The organism is Staphylococcus sp. FSL W8-0304, from assembly GCF_038006565.1.
GTDB lineage: Bacteria > Bacillota > Bacilli > Staphylococcales > Staphylococcaceae > Staphylococcus > Staphylococcus epidermidis.
This window is the reverse complement of the sequence record NZ_JBBOVL010000001.1, coordinates 1830670-1855904: the sequence shown is the minus strand read 5'-3', so window position 1 is coordinate 1855904 and position 25235 is coordinate 1830670. Positions and strand designations below refer to the sequence as shown.

Genomic DNA, 25235 nt, shown 5'->3' with positions numbered 1-25235 from the left:
ATGATACAATGTAATAATGAGTAAAATTCGGAGGAGAAAGAAGTGAAAAAAATGGATGTGAATGTAGACGAACAGGCAATCCTCGATAAGTTATATGAAAGTACAAAAGATTGGGTTTCAGTTGAAGTTGAATTAAATAAAACTATGAAACCTAGTGTGTTGTTTCATTTAACTGAAAAAGATGCTGGGGACCGTTTTTACATGCGCTTAAATGATAATTATTCTTCGTATTTTGGATATCATGCTATTCATAGGTTTAAAAACGACTTTGAGAATAAGCAATCCATTTTTAGGGACTGGGAAAAATTAAAAAATAATATTGAACTCGTTCATCCACATAATAGATATCATCATCTTAGATTGTGTGGCGGTTTTCAATTTTCGAGTCACAAATCAGATGATGAATGGAGAGAATATGGTTTAAACCATTTTGTTTTACCTAAAGTATTAATTTCTAATGAAGGTACGCGTACTTATCTAACTTATACTACAGAGCGACAAGATTTCGATTTACAAGCATTTAAAACTTTAGTGGCACATTTTGAACAAACAACCATGGATAATCCAGAGGAAACACTTGGAGATGTGACGCGTATGGAAGATATTTATAAGGATGATTGGCGTGAGCTTGTGAAAGAAGCGATTGATACGATTGACGACAATAAAAAAATCGTTCTCGCGCGTCGTCGTTTAGTTAAATTTGATAAAAAAATCAATATTCCATATGTTTTAAACCGAGCTCTTGAAAATGAAAAAAATAGTTATATATTTTTATTAGAAGCTAATCAGTCAATATTCTTTTCTCAAACGCCTGAGCAATTAATCAAAGTTGAAGATGGTGTTTTATCTACAAAAGCTGTAGCAGGTACCATTAAACGTACACATAATGAGCAAATAGATAATAAGAATATAGAAGCATTTCTTAAAGATAAGAAAAATTTAGGAGAACATCGTTTTGTTGTAGAGAGTATCTTAAATGATATTGAGCCTTTTGTACAGGATGTAGAGTACAATGAAACACCTAATATTTTAAAAAATGATCATATGTATCATTTATATACGGAAATCAAAGCTAATTTAAATGACGAATCATACATTGGTTTAATCGATCGTTTACATCCTACACCTGCGCTAGGTGGCTATCCTAAAGAAGAAGCACTTGATTTTATTGAGAATAAAGAGTTTGGTACTCGAGGTTTATATGGCGCACCGGTGGGCTATATTGATGTTTATGATGATTGTGAATTCATTGTTGCTATACGTTCTATGCTAATTAAAGAGCAACAAGCAACTTTATACGCTGGATGTGGCATTGTTAAAAATTCGAATCCTGATAGTGAAGTTGCTGAAACTGCAGTTAAATTCTCACCAATGATGAACGCCTTAGGAGTAGATAATAATGATGAATCATAGTGAAGCTTTAACTGAACAAGTATTTTCATTTGCTTCAGAGCTTTATGCTTATGGTGTAAGAGAAGTAGTAATTAGTCCAGGTTCACGTTCAACACCATTAGCACTTGCTTTCGAAGCACATCCAAGTATTAAAACGTGGATTCACCCTGATGAGCGAAGTGCTGCATTTTTTGCTTTAGGTCTTATTAAAGGTAGCGAAAAACCTGTAGCAATTCTTTGTACATCTGGAACAGCTGCTGCGAACTACACGCCCGCTATAGCTGAAAGTCAAATTAGTCGTTTGCCACTCGTTGTTTTAACGAGCGACAGACCGCATGAACTGCGCAGTGTGGGTGCACCTCAAGCAATTAATCAGGTAAATATGTTTAGTAATTATGTGAACTTTCAATTTGATTTGCCGATTGCTGATGGAAGTGAACATACAATTGATACAATTAATTATCAAATGCAAATTGCAAGTCAATATTTATATGGACCACACCGAGGACCGATTCATTTTAATTTACCATTTAGAGAACCACTAACACCAGATTTAGATCGTGTCGATTTATTAACATCTGTAACTAAAACGTTACCTCATTATCAGAAATCGATTTCGGTAGATGATATAAAAGACATATTACAAGAAAAAAATGGTCTTATCATTGTCGGAGATATGCAACACCAAGCCATTGATCAAATATTAACGTATTCAACTATATATGATCTGCCAATCTTAGCAGATCCCCTTAGTCAGCTTCGTAAGGAGAAACATCCTAATGTTATAACCACTTATGATTTATTGTATCGAGCTGGTTTAAATTTAGAAGTAGATTATGTCATACGTGTAGGTAAGCCAGTTATTTCTAAAAAATTAAATCAATGGTTGAAGAAAACCGATGCGTATCAAATTATTGTGCAGAATAATGATCAAATTGATGTATTTCCAACACCTCCTCATATTTCTTATGAGATTTCAGCAAATGATTTTTTCCGTTCATTAATGGAAGAACCGCTTGTTGAACGAAAAAAATGGTTACAACAATGGCAATCGCTTGAACAACAAGCACGCATTGAGATAAGTGATTACTTAAAGCATGCGACAGATGAAGCGGCATATGTGGGGAGTTTAATTCAAAAACTTACAAAAGAAGACACATTATTTGTCGGAAATAGTATGCCAATTAGAGATGTCGATAATTTACTGTTTGATAGTGAGGCATCTGTATACGCTAATCGGGGTGCCAATGGAATTGACGGAGTAGTTTCAACTGCGCTAGGTATGGCGGCACATAAGAATGTGACCTTGCTTATTGGTGATTTATCTTTTTATCATGACATGAACGGTTTATTAATGGCCAAATTAAATGAACTTCATATTAACATTGTATTAGTTAACAACGATGGGGGAGGTATCTTTTCATATTTACCTCAAAAACGTTCGGCTACAAAATATTTTGAGCGATTATTTGGAACACCAACAGGCTTAAACTTTGAATATACTGCACTTTTATATGATTTTACATTTAAGCGTTTTGATAATTTGACTGACTTTAAATATGCTGAATTATCCAAAATGGGTTCTCACATGTATGAAGTTATGACCAATAGAGACGAAAATTTGCATCAACATCAATATTTATATCAGAAATTGAGTGAGATTGTTAATGTTACATTATAATTTTTATGAATCTAAGAACCAAAGTAAGCAACTATTGGTGATGTTGCATGGTTTCATAAGTGATGCTACTACTTATCATTCACATATAGAACGCCTCGTAGAACATACGAACGTGCTAACAATTGACTTACCTGGCCATGGCTTAGATACCTCAAGTATGGATGATGTGTGGGATTTCCCGTTTATTACACGTCAACTTGATGAGGTTTTAATACAATATCAAACATATGATGTGTTTCTTCTAGGTTACTCTATGGGTGGCCGGGTAGCGCTTTATTATGCCATACATGGTAATGAAACGCTATCAGGGTTGCTCTTAGAGAGTACTTCAGCAGGTATTCAAGATGAGACGGATAAAGTGGAACGTGCCCAAGTGGATGCTGCACGTGCGAAAGTACTTGAAATTGCTGGTTTAGATATTTTTGTGAATGATTGGGAAAAGTTGCCACTTTTTCGTTCGCAGTATAATCTAGCTCCTGAGATACGCCAAAGTATTCGCAATAATCGCATGAATCAAGATGCTCATAGATTGGCCAAAGCACTTCGTGATTATGGTACAGGTCATATGCCTAATTTATGGCCACATCTATCATCGATACGCATTCCTACTTTAATTATAGTAGGAGAAAAAGATAAAAAGTTTGTTCAAATAGGACAACAATTAGAGAATCACTTACAAGATAGTCATAAAGTTCAAATTTCTAATGTCGGACATACAATTCATGTGGAAGATAGCACGGAATTTGATACAATAATATTAGGTTTTTTAAAGGAGGAGCAAAATGACTAGACAGTGGGAAACACTTAGAGAATATGATGAAATTAAATATGAATTTTTCGAAGGGATTGCCAAAGTAACGATTAATCGTCCAGAAGTAAGAAATGCATTTACTCCTAAAACAGTTGCTGAAATGATTGATGCATTTTCACGTGCGCGTGATGACCAAAATGTATCAGTAATTGTATTAACTGGTGAAGGGGACAAAGCATTTTGTTCAGGTGGAGATCAAAAAAAACGTGGACACGGTGGTTACGTAGGTGAAGATGATATTCCTCGTTTAAATGTATTAGATTTACAACGTTTAATTCGTGTGATTCCTAAACCAGTAATAGCAATGGTTAGAGGCTATGCAATTGGTGGAGGAAATGTACTTAATGTTGTTTGTGATTTAACAATCGCTGCAGACAATGCTATTTTTGGGCAAACTGGACCAAAAGTAGGCTCATTTGATGCTGGGTACGGTTCTGGCTACCTAGCTCGTATAGTTGGCCATAAAAAAGCAAGAGAAATCTGGTACTTATGCCGTCAATACAATGCACAGGAAGCTTTGGATATGGGATTAGTGAATACTGTAGTTCCATTAGAACAAGTTGAAGACGAAACAGTTAAATGGTGTAAAGACATCATGCAACATTCACCAACTGCTTTACGTTTCTTAAAAGCAGCAATGAATGCTGATACTGATGGTTTAGCTGGTTTACAACAAATGGCTGGAGATGCGACTTTACTTTACTATACTACTGATGAAGCGAAAGAAGGACGTGATGCGTTTAAAGAAAAACGTAATCCTGATTTTGACCAATTCCCTAAATTCCCATAAGCAATAGTTGAATAATAGACTGGTTTTGAAAATGCATATTATAATTACAATTCCAATCTAGTTAATGAATAGCAATTATTTAAAATCGCCTAAGATACGAATTGTGTCTTAGACGATTTTATTGTATAAAGAAAACCATGCGCTATGCGTATGGTTCAGAAAAGGTTTTACCGTTATCTAAAAAAACATCTCATCATGCTAGAATATATTGGTCAGCCAACCAAAATATTCAACACGAGGAGATGCTTTTTAATGTCATCTGACACAAATAGTTTAGCACATACAAAATGGAATTGTAAGTATCACATAGTCTTTGCACCAAAATATAGAAGACAAGTGATATATGGAAAAATCAAAAGAGATATTGGAGTTATTTTACGTCAACTATGTGAAAGAAAAGGCGTAGAAATTATAGAAGCAGAAGCATGTAAAGATCATATTCATATGTTAGTTAGTATTCCACCTAAATTAGGAGTATCATCATTTGTTGGATATTTAAAAGGTAAAAGTAGTTTAATGATTTTTGATAGACATGCTAATTTAAAATATAGATATGGAAATAGAAAGTTTTGGTGTAAAGGATTTTATGTAGATACAGTAGGTAGAAATAAAAAGGTAATTGAAAATTACATTCGTAATCAATTACAAGAAGATATCGTTGCAGATCAAATTTCAATGGAAGAATACCTAGATCCCTTTACAGGAGAAGAAATTAAAAAAAGACGAAAAAAATAGTACCTCTTTAGGGGTGCTGGGAAAGTAGTGCAGTTGGCTGACCTATCAGTGCCCTTTTAGGGCTGGCCAGTAAGAAAGGCTTATAGCCGTAGAACAAACCACCCGTTCATACGGGTGGTTTTGATTATTTCATTGGAATTAATAAGTATAAGTAACTGTTAGCAACATTGGTAGATATAAGTAATCACCAATGGTAAAAATGAAAATGTACTATTTAAAGTGAATGCTCTCGATTTGCAAGTGTAAATCTCAGATTAGCGCACACACTTGACACATTTAAACCTATTGTTATGTGGGCTTGTTACACTCATAAATTTCACTTCAGAAATAAACGTTTTCCAGACTATTTATTTAGTTGGAGTGGTCATTTGATCTGGATAATGTTGCCGTAAATAATTTTCTAATCGATGCATTCCTTTTTTTAATGTTTCCATATCATAAGCATATGAAATTCGAATATACCCTTTGCCAATATCGGTGAAGGAGGAACCAGGAACCATAGCTAAGTGTGCTTTCTCCAACACATCAACACAAAATTCAAAATCATTTTCCGTGAATCTTTTAATGCTAGGGAAGATGTAAAATGCACCTTCAGGTTGAGCAGTTAATTCGAAGCCTAATGATTCTAATTTTTCTTTCAGGTAATTACGACGTTCGATATAATCACGATTCATGTATAGGGGGGCATTTATCCCTTCATTTAAAGCGGTAGTACAAGCAATTTGAGCTGGTACATTTGCACAAATACAATTGTAAGCGTGCATAAAGGTTAATTTTTCAATTAAATATTCAGGACCAAGTAAAAAGCCGATTCGAATACCTGTTGCAGAATGGGACTTACTCAAACCACCTATCAGTAATAATTGATCACGAATTTCTGGAAATTCAGCAAAAGATGTATGTTGTCCTTTAAACGTATTTTCAGCATAAATCTCATCACTGATTATAAAAATTTGTTTGTTTACAAGTGTGTCTACTATATTTTTGACCTCAGAGCGTTCGAGTATTACGCCTGTTGGGTTGGTAGGGTAATTTAGAAGTATCGCTTTAGTTTTATGCGTTAGATGCGACTCAATCAGTTCAGGTGTTACTTTAAAATCTGATTGTGTAGTATCTATATATACTGGATTTCCACCTAGAGTTTCAACTAATGGGATATAACCAGCGTATATCGGTCCTGGAATAAGGATATCATCGCCAGGTTCAATAATGCTTCTTAACGATGTATCTAATGCTTCACTCGCACCATTAGTAACGATGATTTCTTCCTCACTATAAAAGAAATCATATTTTCGTTTAAAATATTGGCTAATAGCTTGTCGTGTTTCAAATAAACCTTTGTTATGAGAATAACTTGTTTTATCGTTTTTGATTGCTTTGATATAAGCATTTTTGACCACATCTGGCATAGGAAAATCGGGTTGTCCAATTGTTAAATTAACACAATCGTCAATCGCTTTAATTCTATTAGAAAATTGACGAATACTAGGGGCTCTTAAAAATTTTGAACTTGAATTTAATGATAATTTCATTTGCTAAAACCTCTCTATATAAAAATACCAAAATGTAGTATTTAAATTGTTTAAATAGTCTCATAATTCTTTCAAATTATTACTATCATAACATATTTTAATCTCTACATTTTGGTGATTTACTGAATTGTTTTATGAAATTTTAATTTTTAAATTGAGAAGGCCTTTTTAAATTAATGAACGGATTCGTCCATTTGCAAACCCATTTTGAAGATAATATTAATACAATCACACTCGCACTGATAAATAAATAAAGATAGGTAAAGATAGAAATCTGATCCTTAAATGGATATAGACCAAACCCGCGAATGACTCCTATAACGATACCGTGTAATAAATAAACAAACATTGTGCGCTGTCCTATATAGGTATAAATACGCTTAGTTTGTGGCATTAGATTTAGAAATGCACACATAGTTAAAAGTATAATGACATAGAGTAATAAGCGTTTAAGAGGACTATAAACATCCTCTCCGTTACTTTCTAAAGAAGTATAAGGTGTACTTCCTAATAACCAATCTCCATTAATAGGATGGATTGTATATCCTATAAAGAAGGTAATCAAAATGATAATAGAAATGGGAATCCATTTTTTATTTCTAAGTTTTTCGGTATGTGATTGTGTAACCAAATGTCCTATAAAGAAGATAGGGAAGAACACAATGGTTCTTGATATACTCATATAACTGTCGATATTGCCAGAGAAACCAGCTAATACAGAAACAAGTACGGATATGAATAGTACAATATACGGATTATACCTTCTCACTATAACTAAAACAACGTGAAAGAAAAAAAGGGTGAGTAAAAACCATAATGCAAAAACTGGATTAAATGGATCTAATTGAATTGCATCTTCTTTACCAGTGAAATAGTAATAAAGTGAGAAAAACGCAAAAAATATTACATAAGGAAGAAGTAATTTTTTTGCAATTTTTTCTAAATAGTTAGGTTTATCTAAATTCTTAGCAAAGTAGCCTGAGATAAATAGAAAGGTAGGCATATGAAAGCTATATATTAATAAATATAAAGCTTGTAAAAATTTATCTTCAGATGTATAAGGTTGTAATAAATGTCCTAATACGACTAGAAATATCAATATTGCTCGAGCATTATCGAAAAAATAATCCCTATCTTTGATGGCTGTCATAAACGCTCTCCTTTTTTACAATTTAGACATACTCTAATGTAGTATAAAAATAGGTAATGATGCAACGAATTTGTGTAATGTGTATATTTGTATTGTATAATTTATAAATAAGGCATATAATATTATTAACTTAATATAGTGGAGTAGAACAACATGTATAAACAACTTGAAAAACTTATCACACTAACAAATAATGATTTGAATTTAGTTAATAGACGCTTTGGTCAACGAACTGACATTACTTCTGAACAATTAGAGTTACTACGTATTTTATATAATTATGATCGTTTATCTCAATACGATTTAACTATGAAGATTAGTAGGGAACAATCAATTGTATCAAGATGGATTAAAAAGTTAGTCCAAAAAGGTTATATCATGAGTCAACAATCTCATGAAGATTTACGATGTAAAGAACTGATATTAACTGAAGAAGCAAGGGCTTTAATTCAGCAAATCAACACGGCGAGATGCGAGTTAATTGAAGCGAGATGTCAATGTTTATCTTCAGACGAAATTGCAAGTTTAAATCAATTATTAAACAAACTTAATAGTAGACACATTTTCATCTGATATATATCGGTTTTTAATTATGATGTTAAGTGTAAAATACATTCAATTATATATAAACATATAAAGCTAAGCAACTGAATTGTAATATTAAATTACATATAAGTGTGCTTAGCTTTTTTTATTTGAAAAAGTTTAATATTTAGCATCTGTCATATTCGAAGCAGTGACATGATAAATAATCATCAAAAAAGTAGGCAGCTCTACTTTCATTAACTATGAGAGCTGCCTTACTTCATATTTATTTGTATGTTGGAATTTCGAAGTACTTACCGACTTCACCAATTTTATCATAAAATTGTTTTAATACTTGTGCGTTGACATTTGCCCAATTAATATCAGTTGCATATTGATGCGTACCGGGGCTTGCAGGATTCCAACGCATTTTATATAGCGTATTTTGTCCTGCTTTCACGTATGAATTTCCAATGAATTTAGCGCCACCAATGATTGCTTTAGAGACAGAAGTCCATCCAGCATTTTTAGCGTATTTAATACCATCTACAAGTGCATTTTTGTCGAATGCACCAATTCCAAAGACATTATGGTATTTGTGACCTGTTTTAGTTGTGAATTTACCTTTTGAAACATCTCCGCCTTTAGCAAGTTGTGAAGTTCCATTACCTGTTTCTACTAAAGCATGTGAGATAAGATAAATTTCATTTAGACCATACTTACGTGCTGCTTGGCTAAATGCAGCACCTTGGTTTTCAAGTACACCTTTGCCTTTTAATAATTTATTGAGAGCTTGTGCTGACAAGTATTGTGGTTGATCTAAACGTAAGAATTGATATTTTAAGGATGAATCATTAGCTAAACGCTTTGTATCCATAGCATTTTTAATTTGACTATAATTGGCATTTGACCATTTCCAAGCCTCATTTTGTACTTGTGGTTTATATTTAAGACGAGATTGGATATTTATCGCGTTATTTAAAGTCATTCCAGTATATGCATATTTAATTTTTTCTTTAACTAAGTCAGTTGATTTTATCCAAACATATTTACCGTCTAAAAGTTGTCCATAGTACCATTTTACGCCATTAATATTTTTTTGCTTAATGACTGTGAAAGTTTGCTCATAATATGGTTTTAAAGAATATCGGTTTGCTTTTGTTGGATCCATATAGAAATAACTTTTACTATTATTGATAACAAAAGTATAGTTATATGGTGTTGCCTGAGCGTCAGTACTGTTTTGGATTAAATCCTTAGCAGCAATCCATCCTGTTCTGTTATTGACTGTTCCGTAAAGATATAAATCTTTGCCAACGTAAACGGCTTTGGAAGCATTAAATGCTTGATTGGCTAGCGTATTAGGTGCTAGTAATTGTTGGTTTTTAGTACCCCAAGCAATAGAATATAGACCATTATTTGTAGGTTTTACTGAATATTTACCTATAGACTGAGTTTGTTTTCCAATATTTTGAGTTGTCACATCATTAATGTTTACCCATCCTAATGGCGTATTACTTGTTCCATCTTGAAGTAGTACATACGTGTTATTACCTTCAGTACGTTGTTTATTGATAAGGAATGTACGGTTTGCGTATTTCGTACCACTTTTGGCTGTTTTATCATATACGGATGCTCTTATTCCAGAATTATTAGCTTTCACTTGAGCAATTTGATTTACAGTTTGTGTAGATGATTGTACTTGTTTAGGTGCTGGTGTTGATTGAGTAGACAAAGTTTGAACTTTTGATGGTGTAGTTAAATAGTATTTACTAATCCAACCAGATTTACCGTTCACTGTACCATAAAGATATGTTGCTTTATCAATTTGTTGTTGTTTAGTTGCTTTAAAAGTTTGATCGCCTTTACCTGAAACTGTTCCAGCCACTTGATTATATGTGCCCCAAGGTACTGTGTGGAATTTAACACCAGGTTTAACGTTGTATGTTTGATTGATTTTCACAGGTGATTTAGCTGTATTGTAAATGACCTCATCTTGTTTTACCCAACCATAATTTGTACCAGTATTATAATCACCAACAAGATAGAATTTTTTATCACCAAGTGTGGCAGCTTTTGTTACTGACAATGTACGTTGGATTTGATCTGTTGTCTTTCCTTTAGTGTCATAAACTGTAGTGTATAAGCCACTATTTTTTGCATTGATTTGAGCAACACCACTATTGTTAGTCACTGTTAATTGGTTATTTGTTGAAGGTTTAGTTGGATTGCTAGGTTTAGATGCTGAAGTTAAGTAGTATTTACTAATCCAACCAGATTTACCATTCACTGTACCATAAAGATACGTCGCTTTATCAATTTGTTGCAGTTTAGTTGCTTTAAAAGTTTGATTTCCAGTACCAGATACTTTGCTAGCAACTTGTTTTGGTGTACCCCAAGGAACTGTGTAAAGTGTTGACCCTGCTTTAACATTATATGTTTGATTCACTTTTACTGGTGCCTTAGCAGTGTTATAAACAACATCACCTTGTTTAACCCAACCGTATTTTTTTCCGCTATTGTAGTCTTCAACTAAATAGAATTTGTTATTTCCTAATGTTGCAGTTTTAGTAACGGATAGTGTTTTTTGTACTTGATCAGTCTTATGACCTTTACTGTCATAAACAGTTGTATATAAGCCATTATTTGTTGGTTTAATTTGAGCAACACCACGATTAGCAGATACAGTTAACTTATTATTAGTTCCTCCTGATGGTTTAGAAGGTTGTGACGGTTTTGTAGATGTTGTGCCCCAAGGTGCTACTTGACCCGTTTTAATTAAATATTTTTCATAAATTAAGTCATATAATTCTGCATAGCTATAATTGTGGCTTCTTAAATATTGGTGAGGGTCAGCGTGGTCAGTACCTCCTAAGAAGTTAGAGATAGCAGCATGTGTCCAAACTGTTCCTCTTCCATCGTTTTCAGCGCTATCAGGTTTTAAATTATAATATTGCAATTGTGTTGCAGCATAATCAGCGTAGTTGTTCATTGAACGTGCAAATGAATCATAATCATGTGTATGGACGATTTCAACATTGATAAAACGTTGATTTCCGTAAGGACCTGCACCCCAAGATAAATAGTCTGTCGGAGCTGTTTCTATAATTCTATTGCCATCAACAAATGCGTGTACGAATGCACTGTTGTAATTACGTTTCATGAAGGCAATCTCGCCATCGATTGTTGAGTTATCATTTGCAGTATCATGAACAACGATACCTTCAGGACGTCCTACGCCGTTTCTATAGCCATATTTAGGGAAATATGACGTATAATCTTCTTCAATTCTTGGTGCTTTCATATTCTTTTTACGAATATAGTTATTTATTGAAGAATTAACCTTTGGTGTGTATTTCGGTAATGATGATGTTTTTTGACTAGATACAGAATAAACTGTTCTCGGTTGAGCAGTTGCACTAAATGGGGTGAATTGCTTTGTATCTACAGTCGCTTGATTAGATGCCGTTTCTTTTGTTGCAGTATTAGTTGTTACACGTTGAGATGGCTCTTTATATTTATATGAAGTAGTTTGTTTAGATGTAGCATTCACATTATTTAATGATACAGGCTCTAAATGGTCTGTTGAGCTATCATCGTCTTCATCATCGTAATCAAAATTATAACCAGATGCGTTTGTATTTGATACTTTAGGTGTAACAGTTTCATTTTGTTCAGAAGTTACTTGCTGACTTTTTTGTTGGCTTTCATTATCATTAGAAGCAGTTTGAGTTTCAATTGCTTCATTTTCGGAAGGTTGACTTGCTGTCATCTTCTTGTCTTGTTGTTCAGTACCCGCGTTAGCTTCTAAATCTTTCTCATTTTCATCTGCTACAGATTGTGTCTCCTGTAATTGATTCGTATCAGTGGATGTTTTATCTTCTTGTGTCAAATCATTTGTTTCTTCTTGTTGATTTTTTGTAGAAGAATTCGTTTGATTTTGATTCGCATCATTTATTGATGAAGATTGTTGATTTTGATTTGATGAAATTTCATTATAAGTACTCATTTCATCTAATGATGCATCATATGTAGTACTTTGTGTATCTTGTTCAGGTTGAACTTGGGTAGGGTCTTGATATGTTTGTGTACCAGATACATTTGTAGTTGATTGTGTAACTTCGCTTTTAGCTTTTTCTGCTTGTTTTAGGGCAGTTTGATCATCTAATACATTTTTATGATTAGACTGATCCTGTGGTTGTTCAGCAGCATTTGCTTGATGTGCAGTAAAAGCTGTGCCAAATAACGTTAAAGCAACCATAGACGGTAATTTGTAATTGAATTTCTTCGCCATTTATTTCTTACTCCTCGCATTAATATGATTTGTTTCAATTATAATCTTTAAGGCTTAACACTGTATGGCTTTTAACATATTTGTAATGTAATTTTAACCTGTGCCTCAAACAGAAATATTGTTTTTTATGCTGTGAACATTGCCAAATCACTATTTACGTTTATTATAAGCTTGTAAGCTACATAAAGATTATTACAATTTTTAAAATTGCTAAGTTTGTATATAGAATGTAAATCGATTTATAAAAACTTATTCATACTAATATGTTTTATATTTTCTTCTAAGAATACTTTGCCAAAAGGTGAGTAACCTAGTTTTAAGTAAAAGTCTCGAGCTTGTAATTGAGCATTCATAGTGAGTTTATTATATTGGTGTTTTTTTGCAATTGTTTCAATAGCATGTATTAATTTTTTACCGTAGCCAAGACCGCGATACCACTTGATGATTGCTACGCGTTCAATTTTGCAAACATGAGTATTCAAAGGTCTAATTCTAGCAGTTGCCATAGGAACTCTATTTATATATCCCACTATATGGAATGAGTAATCTTCATATTGATCAAATTCATTTTCGAGTGGTACGCCTTGTTCTTCGACGAAAACACACTTTCTTATTTCAAAGCAATCCTCTAGCATCGTTTCGTTTTTTGCTATTTGAAACACAGTATCACCTCCATTTTCACTGGTTTTCCCTTTAAAAATTATTTTAACCATATTGAAAATGAAATAAAGCAGGTTCATTATAAATTCATAATTAGTTCATCACCAAAAAAAGAATGAGTCCGGTACATATCGTGAAATATCATTTGCGGGGATAAGTACTGAAGTTTCCTTGGTAAATTAAGTTGAGTCATATTATAGTCTTTATACATTAGGTATCTTATTAATTTTGTTTAATGGTATTTATTAAATTATACGAAAGGGCCTTATTTTTTAAGTATTTCAATGTTAAATTACATGGTAAAGGCAAAATATTTTGGCGAGACTCTTGAGGGAACAAGACAAGTTGAAGACTACAGACTGAAGCTGTCCCCTAAGAAAGAGAGCCAACAATACGAAGTATTATAAATAAAGAAGCCAGTAAATGAATTTACAAAAAACTCATTTACTGGCTATTTTGTTAGGAATTATGTCCTAACCTCACTCTGATAATTAGAAAAATATATAATTTATAAACCAAAGAATTAAAAAACGATACGTTTATTACTAATTGATAGTATTATAAAGCCTCTTTTCTAACGATAGCGCAGTATTGCCAAAAAATACGTAATTGGGCAATATTCCAATTGTTCATGCCCATAGTAAAACCTGAAGGCTTAAATATATTTACATCAGTCACTTCCAAAGCGGCTGCAATAAGATATTGAAGGGGTACACTGATACTCTTCATGGTATCAGTGAGCCCATTTTCATCATAAACCCAGGTAAAAGGTAAATCAGACTCAAACACATCAACCTTATTAAATATTTCAGGTAAAGCAAGAATGTAGCATGCGCCATCTACAACGGGATTATCTAAACTATCCTTGTAGTAGATCAAAAGCGCTTCATAATTTTCTCTGTGTTCATGGTTTACATAGAAAAATTCATTCCTGAATAATGCCATATCTTTACTATGAATGATTTGTTGTTCAAGTACGTTGAACATACCATTTATACTAGCAATTTTTTCATATGTTTTACGACTCATATTTGCGCTCCTTTTAAGTATATTTACCACATAAGTTTATATAGCTTTTATTGTGCGTAAGGATAATTGTCATTATTTATCATACCATTTTCACCATTGTCCTGATTGTTGTATTGTTGATTTGGATACTGCTCGTTCCCGTTTAAAGTATTTTGGTCTGTTTGTTCGTTAGTTTGATCTTCTTCATCATTATTTTGTGATGAAGAAGAAGACTCTTTCTGACTATCAGTCGATTCCTTTTGGTTCTTACGCAATAAGTCTTCATCTAATTCTGTTAGGGGTACGAGTGAACCATATCGTTTAATGACTCTTTGATCTAAGAAATCGTTTTTGTTTGTTATTTTAGATAAACCTAAATCATTACGTAAAAGATTTGAATATTCCATAATACTTTTTACGCTTGGGTGGTAATAGTATATATCATTTAAGTAGTCATCCTTACCTTTAAGTTGTGATGTTTTAATTTCAGTGTTACCACCAAGATACATTTTTGCTAGAGACTTAATTTCTTTCTGAGTTAAATTATGTTTAGCATTTTTCCCTACAATACTAATAACATTGTCAAGTTTATCTATAGAATTTAAATTTTGAGCTTTTTGGAACAATATTTTAATAAGTTCCATTTGTCTTTGACCACGTTTAAGGTCTGAATCATGATGTCGAGTTCGAGCTACAGCTAATGCTTGGTCGCCGTTTAGCTTTTGGTATCCTTTTTTGATTTTAATTCTACCAGTATCATCACTGTTAGGTTCATTTAGATTATACGGTACGTCATAATATATACCACCTAATTCATCAACTGCTTCAACAAAGGCTTTCATATTAATACGCACATAATAATCTACCGGTACATTCATTGTTGCTTCAACTGAATCCATAGCAGCAAGAGGTCCACCATATGCATGCGCATGTGTTATTTTATCGTAATAGCCAACTTTAGGTATATAACTGATTGTATCTCTAGGTATGCTTAGCATTCTTATTTGATGCTTTTTCTGATTAAAAGTAGATAATATCATAGCATCTGACCTAGAATGTTCTACACTTTGCCCGTTTTTTTCTCTACCTTCATTATCGTCTATACCTAAGAATAAAATTGATATAGGTTGTTTTTCAGGATCAACTTTTGTATCTCTTAAAGTAGACTTTCGTTGAGAATCTTTAGTGTTTTGAGATGACTCAAATGCAGATTCTGAACTTTGATATAATTGAGTAGCAAAAATAATTGGAACAACGAGGAGACCAAAAGATAATAATATTAAAAAATATTTTAAAAATTTGTTCATTGTTAGTACTCCTAGTTAAATTTTAAATATTTCACAAATGATTGATACATAAAAAGTTATGATTTATTAAGTACACTATAGCCTTAAATTGTATTACTTTATTAATCAAATTACAACTCTCATCAACATTTTATTATTACAAAATATTATTGATGAATGATTATAACATTGAGTTAAACAACTTATTGCTTAACTTAATTTTCATATAGTACCAAAGTACTATAGATTTATTTTTAAATAAGTGTATTATCTAATTAAAGTGATTTGTTTATGGCTTTAAGTTATAATAAACTTTAGCTTAATAGCTATAAACATTGTTATAACAAAGCGCAGACGGATTAGTTGTTCATAAAATATATCTGTAAGTAATATTCTTTAATTACGAATCTTAAATCTGATGATCAAAAAAGTATTTATTAATTAATATAGTAGTTAGATATATTATAACGTTCTTGAACAAGTATGTGTATTCATTGACGTTATGAATATCATAATATTAGTTGCATTGTAATTATTAAAAGTAACTGGATATGTCAAAGATAACCAGAGCATTATGAATTTACAGTTAAAATATTTAAAACTTTCTAATCGGTTAAGTGTAGTCGTGTAATTAAATAAAAAAGTCATTACCATTTTAGCTAGCAAAATATATAAGCATTTATTTTAGATATCTCATCAGGTAATTATTTATTCAAGTGTTTTGGGGTTTAACCTTAAAAATGATAACGAATAATATAATATATTGACATATGATGTGAATAGTCAACAAAATTTTAAGACATTAAAGTGTGAGGCAAACAATAAAGATGAAATTAAATAAATTTAAAATCGTATTTTTTATTATCGTATTATTAACTTTAGTCGTGTCAATAGGTATATTAGGTGTTGAATGGACAAGACACCTAGAATTAAAAAAACAAACGTTAAGTCAAGAAAGTGGAAATACGAATTATATTGAAAAGAGAGATAAGACTGCTGAGAAGCCTAAAAAACTAAAAACTAAATATGATAAAAAAGATCCCATTTCTAAATCGATAAACAAATATTTAGAAAAAACGCAATTTAATGGAACTGTAGCTGTATTTGATAATGGAAAAGTGAAAATGAATAAAGGATACGGTTATCAAGATATAGAGAAAGGTAAAAAGAACACTGCAAATACAATGTATTTAATAGGATCAGCGCAAAAATTTACAACAGGTTTAATGCTAAAGCAACTTGAAGTCGAAAATAAAGTGAATTTGCAAGATTCAGTCACTAAATATATTCCTTGGTTTAAAACAAATAAAGAAATTACAATTAAAGATTTAATGTTACATAAAAGTGGACTATATAAATATGAAGCTTCAACTAATATCAAAAATTTAGAACAAGCTGTTAGAGCAATTCAAGCTCGAGGTATTGATGATACAGTTTATCATAAGCATCAGTATAATGATGCTAATTATTTAGTTTTAGCTAAAGTTATTGAAAATGTTACTGGAAAACCATATGTTAAAAATTATTATGAACGATTAGGTAATAAATATAATCTCAAACATACTGCTTTTTATGACGAAAAACCTCTTCAAAGTGAGATGGCAAAAGGTTATAAGTTTAAAAATAATACTTTTTCATTCCTTAAACCTAATATATTAGATCAATATTATGGAGCTGGTAATTTATATATGACGCCACATGATATGGGCAAATTAATTTATACATTGCAACAAAATAAAATCTTTAATGCGCGTCAAACTCGACCTATTTTACATGAATTTGGGACTCAAGAATATCCAGAAGAATATAGATATGGTTTTTACATAACTCCGTATTTAAATAGAGTCAACGGGGTATTCTTTGGTCAAATATTTACTGTTTACTTTAATGATCGTTATATTGTCATTTTAGGGACGAATGTAAGTAATACACCTGGATTAGTAAGTAATGAAAACAAAATGAGACATATTTTCTATAATATTCTTGACCAGAAAAAGCCTTATAATACAGCAGGTGTTAAAGTTGAGTAATTGTAATTTTGTTAATAATGGATTAGACTCGTTATTTTTTATTTACAAGGTTAGTCTTCAATAAATTATATATAACGAATGCCCGGGACTTCAATGTGAAGGTAACCGGGCATTTGTTATATGATTAATAAAATAACATTCAAATTGCAATTTAATTATTTACAATAAGAAAGGGCGTTTAAGAATAAATCCTCATACTGTCTTTCAACAGGACTTAAAACAACTGTACAATTGGGATACTCCGTATTAAAATCTACCACTGTGGCTCCTCTTGTAAAGTTGCCACTTAATTCTATTTGAGTATACGCCTCCTTGACATTAAAGGCTTCTGGATCCAACAAATATAATATAGTGAATACATCGTATAATTTGAATCCTATATCAAAATCTTCACTCTTATAGTGCTGAAATAAATTATATAACATGCTTGAAGTTGCATTTGTATCTTTGAAGTCTTTTACAAAATGGTGAGTAAACAATGCTTCACGAGCCAAATCAAGACCAATCATAGTCAAAGGTAATCCAGAGTTAAATACAATTTGAGCAGCTTCTGGATCACAATATATATTAAATTCAGCTAAAGGCGTTACATTGCCTCTACCGGTACTACCACCCATTAAAACAATTTCCTTAATAAATGGTTGAACTTCAGGATAACTAGTTAAAAGAATAGCGATATTTGTAAGTGGACCTATGGCAATCAAGGTTAAAGGTTCTTGAGTATTTACTAATAGATTTCTCATTGCTTCAACTGCATGAATCGATGTTAAATCATCTTGATTTATTTGTGGAAAATTGTAACCATCCATACCAGACTCACCATGAATTGATGTAGCTCCAAAAATGTCATTAATCAATGGTTGGGATGCGCCTCTATGTACAGGAACAGAACTATTAAAAAACTTTTTAAGCTTTAGTGCATTTGCTGTCGTTTTCTCAATACCTACATTACCATTCACAGTTGATATCATTTTAACGTCAAATTGAGGGTGTGACAGTGCGATACTAATTGCTGTAGCATCATCTATACCAGGATCTGTATCAATTATAATGGGAATAGACATATCATCATCTCCGTATATCGTAATAATTAAAGCATAACATGGTATGGGATTGTTACGATATAAAAAGAGCCTGAGACTTAAAAGTCTCAGGCTCTTTGCATATAAGGTGGAAATGAATCAATAAAGAACAAATATATTCAAATTCATTCTTTATTGAAATCAACCTTGGGAAACTCATCTTTATAAGTGAGAAGAGTGTCCACCTTGCATTACCCAATATGTTCCAATAACAGTTATTAAAGTAATGATAATTGCAAAGATAACTTTGAACGATTGTAAACGTCCATCTTTACCTTCAGTTAAATGCATGAACATTAATAATTGAAGGGCAGCTTGAATGAAAGCAAAACCAAAGATGATAGTTACCTTAGCATGGAATGTCATATTAGTGTATAGAGTTACAAAAACTGCTAAAAGCGTTAGTACGATAGAAGCAATAAAACCTACTGTATGTTTTACGATTGTATTCATCCGCTATACACCATCCCTATCATATATACGGCAGTAAAGATGAAGACCCAAACAACATCTAAGAAGTGCCAGTATAAACTTACTATAAATAATTTAGGAGCATTGTATGAATCCAAACCACGAGTTCCGATTTGAATTAACAAACAAATAACCCAAACAATACCTAATGATACGTGTGCACCGTGCGTACCTAGTAATATAAAGAAACTAGACCAGAAGGAGCCAATAGTTGGGTTAACACCTTCAGAAGCATAGTGTGCGAATTCGTAAATTTCAAAACCTACGAATACAAGACCTAGGATAACTGTGATAATCATCCAAAACATCATTAAGTTTTGCTTTTCTTGTCGCATGTAGTAAATTGCAATACCACAAGTATATGAACTAATTAATAATGCAAAAGTCATTATTAAAATCAAATGTAATTCGAATAAGTCGGTAGTTAATTTACCACCATATCCGCCACCATGTTGTAACGTTAATAACGTTGCAAATAGGGTACCGAATAACGCAAATTCAGCTGTAAGGAAAATCCAAAAGCCAAGTTTATTTAATTCGCCTTCGTGTGTACGAGAATCAATAGTATTTGCATCATGACTCATGACTTACAGCCTCCCTTTCTTTAATTCGAGCTTCTCTTAAACGAGCTTCAGTTTCTGCAACTTCTGAAGCAGGGATGTGGTAACCATGATCAATTTGGAAACTTCTCCAAATCATAGTAATGAAAATACCTGCTAAACAGATAAGTGCTGGAACAATAGATTCGAAGATTAAGAAGAAACCACCAATAGTCATAAATATACCCATCCAAAATCCTACTGGAGTATTGTTTGGCATATGAATATCTTTGTAGTTATGGTTGTCTAAATAATGACGACCATGTTCCTTCATATCAACGAATGTATCGTAGTCATTCCAATCAGGAGTGATAGCAAAGTTGTATTTAGGTGGAATAGCTGATGCTGTAGACCACTCTAAAGTACGACCAAGTCCATCCCAGTTATCTCCAGTAGCTTCACGTGGAGCTTTGATATGACTATAAACGATACTTGCAACTAGGAATAAGAATCCAATTGCCATCAATAATGCACCGATAGTTGAGATGAAGTTTAGTAACCACCAACCATCAGAAGGCATGTAAGTGTATAGACGACGTGGCATACCATCTAAACCTAGAATGAATTGTGGTAAGAAACAAACGTTAAATCCGATCATGAAGAACCAGAAGCACCATTTGTTTAATGTTTCATTTAACTTGTAGCCCATCATTTTTGGATACCAGAAGATTAAACCAGCTAAGCAGGCAAATACTACACCAGTAACCAATGTATAGTGGAAGTGAGCTACTAAGAAATAAGTATTGTGATATTGATAGTCAGCTGATGCCATTGCAAGCATTACACCAGTAACCCCTCCTAATAAGAAGTTAGGGATGAATGCTAATGAGAATAGCATTGGTGACTCAAATGTAATTCTACCTTTATACAATGTGAGCAACCAGTTAAATAGTTTAACTCCGGTTGGAACACCGATTAACATTGTTGAGATAGAGAAGAATGAGTTAATTAACGCACCATTACCCATAGTGAAGAAATGGTGAACCCAAACTAAGAAACTTAAGAATGCGATACCTGCAGTTGCCCAAATCATACTTTGATGACCGAATAAACGTTTACGGGCAAAAGTAGGGATGATTTCTGAGTACATACCGAATGCTGGCAAAATAACGATATAAACTTCAGGGTGCCCCCATACCCAGAAGAAGTTTGCCCAAAGCATTGGCATACCGCCATTTGCTACAGTGAAGAACTGAGTTCCAAAAATTCTATCAGCAGTCATTAAAGCAAGTGCTACAGTGAACACTGGGAATGCTAATATAACGATTAATGTTGTAATGAATGTTGTTACACTGAACATTGGCATTTGCATAAACTTCATTGTTGGCGTTTTACATCTTAGAATCGTAACAAAGAAGTTGATACCAGTCATTAACGATCCGATACCAGATATTTGAATTGCAATTAAATAATAGTTAACACCTGGACCTGGACTGAATTCACCAGCAAGTGGTGCGTAGTTAGTCCAACCAGCAGCTGGTGATCCACCTACAATAAATGATAGGTTGAATAAAATCATACCAGCGAAGAATAGCCAGAAACTAACGTTATTCATTACAGGAAAGGCAACATCGCGTGCACCAAGTTGTAATGGAATAACAACATTCCATAAACCAAAGATAAATGGCATAGCCATAAATATAATCATAATTACGCCGTGCGTAGTAAATACTTCATTATAGTGGTTTGCTTCCAAGAATTTATTATCTGGAATTGTTAATTGAGTACGTAACATCAACGCATCGATACCACCACGAACGAACATTAATACGGCAGAAATTAAATACATGATACCGATTTTTTTATGGTCTACGGATGTGAACCATTCTTTATATAGATATTTCCATAATTTGAAATAAGATATAACTGCTATAAGGCCGATGACTAAGAATGGCGCAGCAATTTGTGCTGAGATAATCATCCAATTTCCTTTAACTAGTAGTTGATCCCATGGAAAATTCATTAATGTCCACCTCCATGATCATCGTGTTCTTTTTTGTGAAGTTTAGACGCATTTTCGTCTTTTGCTCCCTTAGAAATTTTTTCCATTTCTTTAGAGTTATGATCCTCTTCTTTTTTGAACTCATTATCGTATTTTTCATTGTTGCCGAGAATCATAGGTTTCATACCATGACGTTCATAGTTAGGGTTTGTTATATGAACCTTACGTGCAGGTTTGATTGGTTTATCTTTTACATCTTTGTATAAATCCTCTTCAGCTGTGAAGTTAGGATCTTTTTGTTCAAAGTTGTAACGTTTGTAAGCGTAGAAGATATACTCTGGATCAGCCGCAGGGTCAACAAACGCCATATGAGTACCACTGAATGTTAATTCTTTGTTAGAAGTGCTTGGTAAGAGTTGCTTATCAAAAGTATCTTGACTTAAAGTTTTCTTACCTTTAGCTTCTTTTACCCACTTATCAAAATCATTTTGACTTACAGAGTGAACTTTAAATGTTTGACGAGAGAATCCCTCACCATTGAAGTTTGAGTTACGACCTCTGAAAGTACCTAATTGATCAGCTGTTAAAGTCCAATTCATAGTCATACCAGTCATGGCATATTTCTGACCACCTAATTGTGGAATCCAGAAACTTGTCATTGTATCCATAGATTGAAGCTTGAATACAACTGGTCGATCTTTAGGAATTGTTAATGTGTTAACAGTTTCAATATGTTGATCAGGGTAGGCAAAGAACCATTTATAGCCAGCACTTACTGCATAAACGACAAGTGGATCTTTGTCTTTTTCTGGTGGTTTTTCATAATCGTATAAAGTTTTAACTGTAGGAATAGCTAAAGCAATTACGATTAAAATAGGTACCACAAACCAAATTGTTTCAATTAAAGAATTGTGGTGCATCTTACCAGATTCGCTATTCTTTTTGTAGCTATATTTAAAAATAAAAATAGCGAACATGGAAAGCACTACAGCAACAATAACAAGCATGAAGATTATTGAATAGATAATCAAGAATTTCTGACTGCTTGCTACTGGCCCTTTTGCATTAAAAACTTCTATATTTGAACAACCACTAAGTAAAATTAGTGTGCCAAATAATAGAAGCAAAGACTTAAATTTTGACACTTTTTTTGACCTCCTAATACTACAAATGTAGGGCTTACCAATAATTTTAGTTTATTACACAATATTTACAAGAGTATGTTCAAAAAAAATTACTTATTAATATAATTGATGTCTGTTAGTCCTAGATATGACGGGGTTTGTAAGATTTGTTAAAATTATGTGTACATTTTGTGAAAATAGACAAATTTAGCAAAATTACATGTAATACAACACATTATTGATAAATCTTATCAATTAGATACAAAAAAGGAATATTACTTATAGAAAAATATAATCTTATATAGAAAGAATTAAGTAGAAGAATTTGTCTATAAGATGTATCTGATTTTAGGTAGGCTAATATTTGGATATATCGTTTTAGTTTATTGATTGAATGTTCTCTTAAGTGATGCATAGTCATATGAAATAATTTCTAATTACAAAAATAAACGCTTATACAATTCATTTTTGTATAAACGTTTTCGTAATTTATATTTCATTAAAATGTATAATAGGTAGAAATTAAACAAAGATTATGTGTGATTAAGAGGAGAGGTTCATTTTACTTCAATATTTCTTATAGAAGTTTTTTCAGCACCATCAGAATCGGTAACTTGGTATTTCACTTTATACTTACCTGCTTTGGATGTATCAACTTGACCATCAATTTTGATTTTATGAGTAAGATCGCCGTCTTCTTTATCGTAAGCACTTATGCCTTTAAGTAAATTATATTCTTGTCCTTTTTCAATAACGATATCGTTAACACCTTTTAATTGAGGTTCAGTATTAGTAGTGGCTTCTGCATTTAAATTGGGTGTCACTAATGTAGCTGAAACTCCAAGTGCTGATAATGACTGTAGTAATTTGTTCATAACTTAACCTCCGTGTATTGAATCATCTATAATTTAAGTTTAATATACCCTATTTTTATTTTGCCGACATCATACTATGGTCTTAATATAACTTAATCAACATAAAAATTAAATCCTTTTTTATGAAAATTTGATAAAGATTATGTAAATTGTGAATTGTTTGAAAACATTTACTGAAATTGAATTCGAAGTTTAGTGCTCAATTAATAAGTATTGTGAATTAGACGAAAATTCGTTGTTATATTAAATGATTGATAAAGAAAAAATAGAATAAAATTAACTCATAAACTTATGTTCAACACATTTATGAGTTGGAAGTAAGACAGAAAAAGTCCATGACTACGTATTCATGTCACGGGCTTTTTCACTGATATTATTTTGTTAAGCCACGTCTTAATTTCTCTGCAAGAAGGGTATTATTAAGTACCATTGTAATAGTTAAAGGACCAACACCACCTGGTACCGGAGTAATTGCACTAGCTATTTCTTTTACTTCATCATATGCTACATCTCCTTTTAATTTACCATTTTCATCAGGTGTATTACCAACATCTATAATTACTGCGCCTGCTTTAACATTTTCTTTAGTAACTAAACCAGGTTGTCCTACTGCGCTAACAATCACATCTGCTTGTTTTAAGTGTGCATTCATATTTTTTGTACGTGAATGTAAAATCGTAACAGTTGCGTTAGCTTGCAACAATAACTTTGAAACAGGTTGGCCAACAATATGACTACGACCAATAACAACTGCATTTTTTCCTTCTAAATTAATATCTGCGTGTTTTAAAATTTCCATAATACCTAGGGGTGTACATGGTACAAAGGTTTGCTCATCAATATACAATTTTCCAATATTTATTGGATGGAAACCATCTACATCTTTGTTCGGATTGATAGTTTCAAGTACTTTTTGTTCGCTTACCTGTTTAGGTAATGGCACTTGAACTAAAATACCACTAACAGTATCGTCATTGTTTAATCGATTAAGTTCGCTTAAAACTTCTTCTTCTGACGTGGATTCATCTAAGTGAACAATTTCAGATATCATTCCAATTTTTTCTGCTGCTTTTTTCTTTGATTTTACATAACTTTGGCTTGCACCATCATTACCAACTAATATGACTGATAATTTTGGAGTAAAACCATGTTCTTTTAATTCATTGACTTGATTTTTAAGTCTCTGTCTATATTCTTTTGCTATTTGCTTACCATCTAAAATTTTAGCAACCACCTTAAATTCCTCCT

21 protein-coding genes are annotated in these 25235 nt (G+C 32.4%); 8 read left to right on the top strand and 13 right to left on the bottom strand.

Going from position 1 to position 25235, the window contains the following annotated elements:
* The first annotated feature begins 51 nt into the window (after positions 1 to 51).
* From NST35_RS08685 to tnpA, 6 genes are all read left to right on the top strand, one after another.
* Positions 52 to 1413 carry an isochorismate synthase gene (locus tag NST35_RS08685; protein WP_002458046.1) on the top strand — a complete coding sequence of 454 codons (1362 nt, stop codon included), beginning with the start codon at positions 52 to 54 and terminating at the stop codon, positions 1411 to 1413.
* Complete coding sequence (menD, locus tag NST35_RS08680) at positions 1400 to 3073, top strand: 2-succinyl-5-enolpyruvyl-6-hydroxy-3-cyclohexene-1-carboxylic-acid synthase (RefSeq protein WP_002458047.1); 1674 nt, start codon at positions 1400 to 1402, stop codon at positions 3071 to 3073. Before NST35_RS08685 ends, menD begins: the two co-directional genes overlap by 14 nt.
* On the top strand, positions 3060 to 3863 hold the full coding sequence (menH, locus tag NST35_RS08675) for a 2-succinyl-6-hydroxy-2,4-cyclohexadiene-1-carboxylate synthase (RefSeq protein ID WP_002458048.1): 804 nt from the start codon (positions 3060 to 3062) through the stop codon (positions 3861 to 3863). Before menD ends, menH begins: the two co-directional genes overlap by 14 nt.
* Complete coding sequence (gene menB / locus NST35_RS08670; RefSeq protein WP_001831706.1) at positions 3856 to 4674, top strand: 1,4-dihydroxy-2-naphthoyl-CoA synthase; 819 nt, start codon at positions 3856 to 3858, stop codon at positions 4672 to 4674. The genes menH and menB overlap by 8 nt, the downstream gene beginning before the upstream one ends.
* 137 nt (positions 4675 to 4811) lie before the next feature.
* Positions 4812 to 4937, top strand: coding sequence for a hypothetical protein (locus NST35_RS08665; RefSeq protein ID WP_002458049.1), 126 nt, complete (start codon positions 4812 to 4814; stop codon positions 4935 to 4937).
* Positions 4927 to 5409 (top strand): IS200/IS605-like element ISSep3 family transposase, encoded by a 483-nt coding sequence (gene tnpA, locus NST35_RS08660; protein WP_002458050.1) that lies wholly within the window; start codon positions 4927 to 4929, stop codon positions 5407 to 5409. Before NST35_RS08665 ends, tnpA begins: the two co-directional genes overlap by 11 nt.
* Positions 5410 to 5756: 347 nt before the next feature.
* Here tnpA and NST35_RS08655 read toward each other — a convergent pair whose 3' ends face one another.
* Together NST35_RS08655 and NST35_RS08650 are read right to left on the bottom strand one after the other, a co-directional pair.
* Positions 5757 to 6941 carry an aminotransferase class I/II-fold pyridoxal phosphate-dependent enzyme gene (locus tag NST35_RS08655; protein WP_002458051.1) on the bottom strand — a complete coding sequence of 395 codons (1185 nt, stop codon included), beginning with the start codon at positions 6939 to 6941 and terminating at the stop codon, positions 5757 to 5759.
* A 142-nt stretch (positions 6942 to 7083) separates the two neighbouring features.
* Positions 7084 to 8091: an acyltransferase family protein gene (locus tag NST35_RS08650; protein WP_002446136.1), complete on the bottom strand. Its 1008-nt coding sequence runs from the start codon at positions 8089 to 8091 to the stop codon at positions 7084 to 7086.
* Positions 8092 to 8244: 153 nt separating this feature from the next.
* Here NST35_RS08650 and NST35_RS08645 point away from each other — a divergent pair, with 153 nt between their 5' ends.
* Positions 8245 to 8664 carry a MarR family transcriptional regulator gene (locus NST35_RS08645; RefSeq protein WP_001831691.1) on the top strand — a complete coding sequence of 140 codons (420 nt, stop codon included), beginning with the start codon at positions 8245 to 8247 and terminating at the stop codon, positions 8662 to 8664.
* A 238-nt stretch (positions 8665 to 8902) separates the two neighbouring features.
* Here the strand turns inward: NST35_RS08645 and NST35_RS08640 are convergent, their stop codons facing one another.
* The 4 genes from NST35_RS08640 to NST35_RS08625 form a co-directional block, all read right to left on the bottom strand.
* The gene (locus NST35_RS08640) at positions 8903 to 12910 is read right to left on the bottom strand and encodes an N-acetylmuramoyl-L-alanine amidase (protein WP_002458052.1); all 4008 of its coding nucleotides are present in this window, start codon (positions 12908 to 12910) and stop codon (positions 8903 to 8905) included.
* A gap of 239 nt (positions 12911 to 13149) precedes the next feature.
* A complete protein-coding gene (locus NST35_RS08635; RefSeq protein ID WP_002458053.1) occupies positions 13150 to 13572 on the bottom strand; it encodes a GNAT family N-acetyltransferase in 423 nt (140 codons plus the stop codon).
* Between the two features lie 556 nt (positions 13573 to 14128).
* On the bottom strand, positions 14129 to 14599 hold the full coding sequence (locus tag NST35_RS08630; protein ID WP_002458054.1) for a DUF2538 family protein: 471 nt from the start codon (positions 14597 to 14599) through the stop codon (positions 14129 to 14131).
* A gap of 47 nt (positions 14600 to 14646) precedes the next feature.
* Positions 14647 to 15885 carry an LCP family protein gene (locus NST35_RS08625; protein WP_002446140.1) on the bottom strand — a complete coding sequence of 413 codons (1239 nt, stop codon included), beginning with the start codon at positions 15883 to 15885 and terminating at the stop codon, positions 14647 to 14649.
* 806 nt (positions 15886 to 16691) lie between these two features.
* Between NST35_RS08625 and NST35_RS08620 the strand changes: the two genes are divergently transcribed.
* Positions 16692 to 17894, top strand: coding sequence for a serine hydrolase domain-containing protein (locus NST35_RS08620; protein ID WP_002446141.1), 1203 nt, complete (start codon positions 16692 to 16694; stop codon positions 17892 to 17894).
* A 155-nt stretch (positions 17895 to 18049) separates the two neighbouring features.
* Here the strand turns inward: NST35_RS08620 and rihC are convergent, their stop codons facing one another.
* The 7 genes from rihC to folD form a co-directional block, all read right to left on the bottom strand.
* Entirely contained in the window at positions 18050 to 18958 is a 909-nt protein-coding gene (gene rihC, locus NST35_RS08615) for a ribonucleoside hydrolase RihC (protein WP_002446142.1), read from the bottom strand.
* Between the two features lie 180 nt (positions 18959 to 19138).
* On the bottom strand, positions 19139 to 19429 hold the full coding sequence (gene qoxD / locus NST35_RS08610) for a cytochrome aa3 quinol oxidase subunit IV (protein ID WP_002446143.1): 291 nt from the start codon (positions 19427 to 19429) through the stop codon (positions 19139 to 19141).
* Positions 19426 to 20031, bottom strand: coding sequence for a cytochrome aa3 quinol oxidase subunit III (gene qoxC, locus NST35_RS08605; RefSeq protein WP_001831738.1), 606 nt, complete (start codon positions 20029 to 20031; stop codon positions 19426 to 19428). Before qoxC ends, qoxD begins: the two co-directional genes overlap by 4 nt.
* Entirely contained in the window at positions 20021 to 22009 is a 1989-nt protein-coding gene (qoxB, locus tag NST35_RS08600) for a cytochrome aa3 quinol oxidase subunit I (protein WP_002446144.1), read from the bottom strand. Before qoxB ends, qoxC begins: the two co-directional genes overlap by 11 nt.
* Positions 22009 to 23133 (bottom strand): cytochrome aa3 quinol oxidase subunit II, encoded by a 1125-nt coding sequence (gene qoxA, locus NST35_RS08595; RefSeq protein ID WP_001831736.1) that lies wholly within the window; start codon positions 23131 to 23133, stop codon positions 22009 to 22011. The genes qoxB and qoxA overlap by 1 nt, the downstream gene beginning before the upstream one ends.
* A gap of 536 nt (positions 23134 to 23669) precedes the next feature.
* Complete coding sequence (locus tag NST35_RS08590; protein WP_001831741.1) at positions 23670 to 23987, bottom strand: DUF5011 domain-containing protein; 318 nt, start codon at positions 23985 to 23987, stop codon at positions 23670 to 23672.
* 373 nt (positions 23988 to 24360) lie between these two features.
* Positions 24361 to 25221 (bottom strand): bifunctional methylenetetrahydrofolate dehydrogenase/methenyltetrahydrofolate cyclohydrolase FolD, encoded by an 861-nt coding sequence (gene folD / locus NST35_RS08585; RefSeq protein WP_002457465.1) that lies wholly within the window; start codon positions 25219 to 25221, stop codon positions 24361 to 24363.
* Between the last annotated feature and the right edge of the window lie 14 nt (positions 25222 to 25235).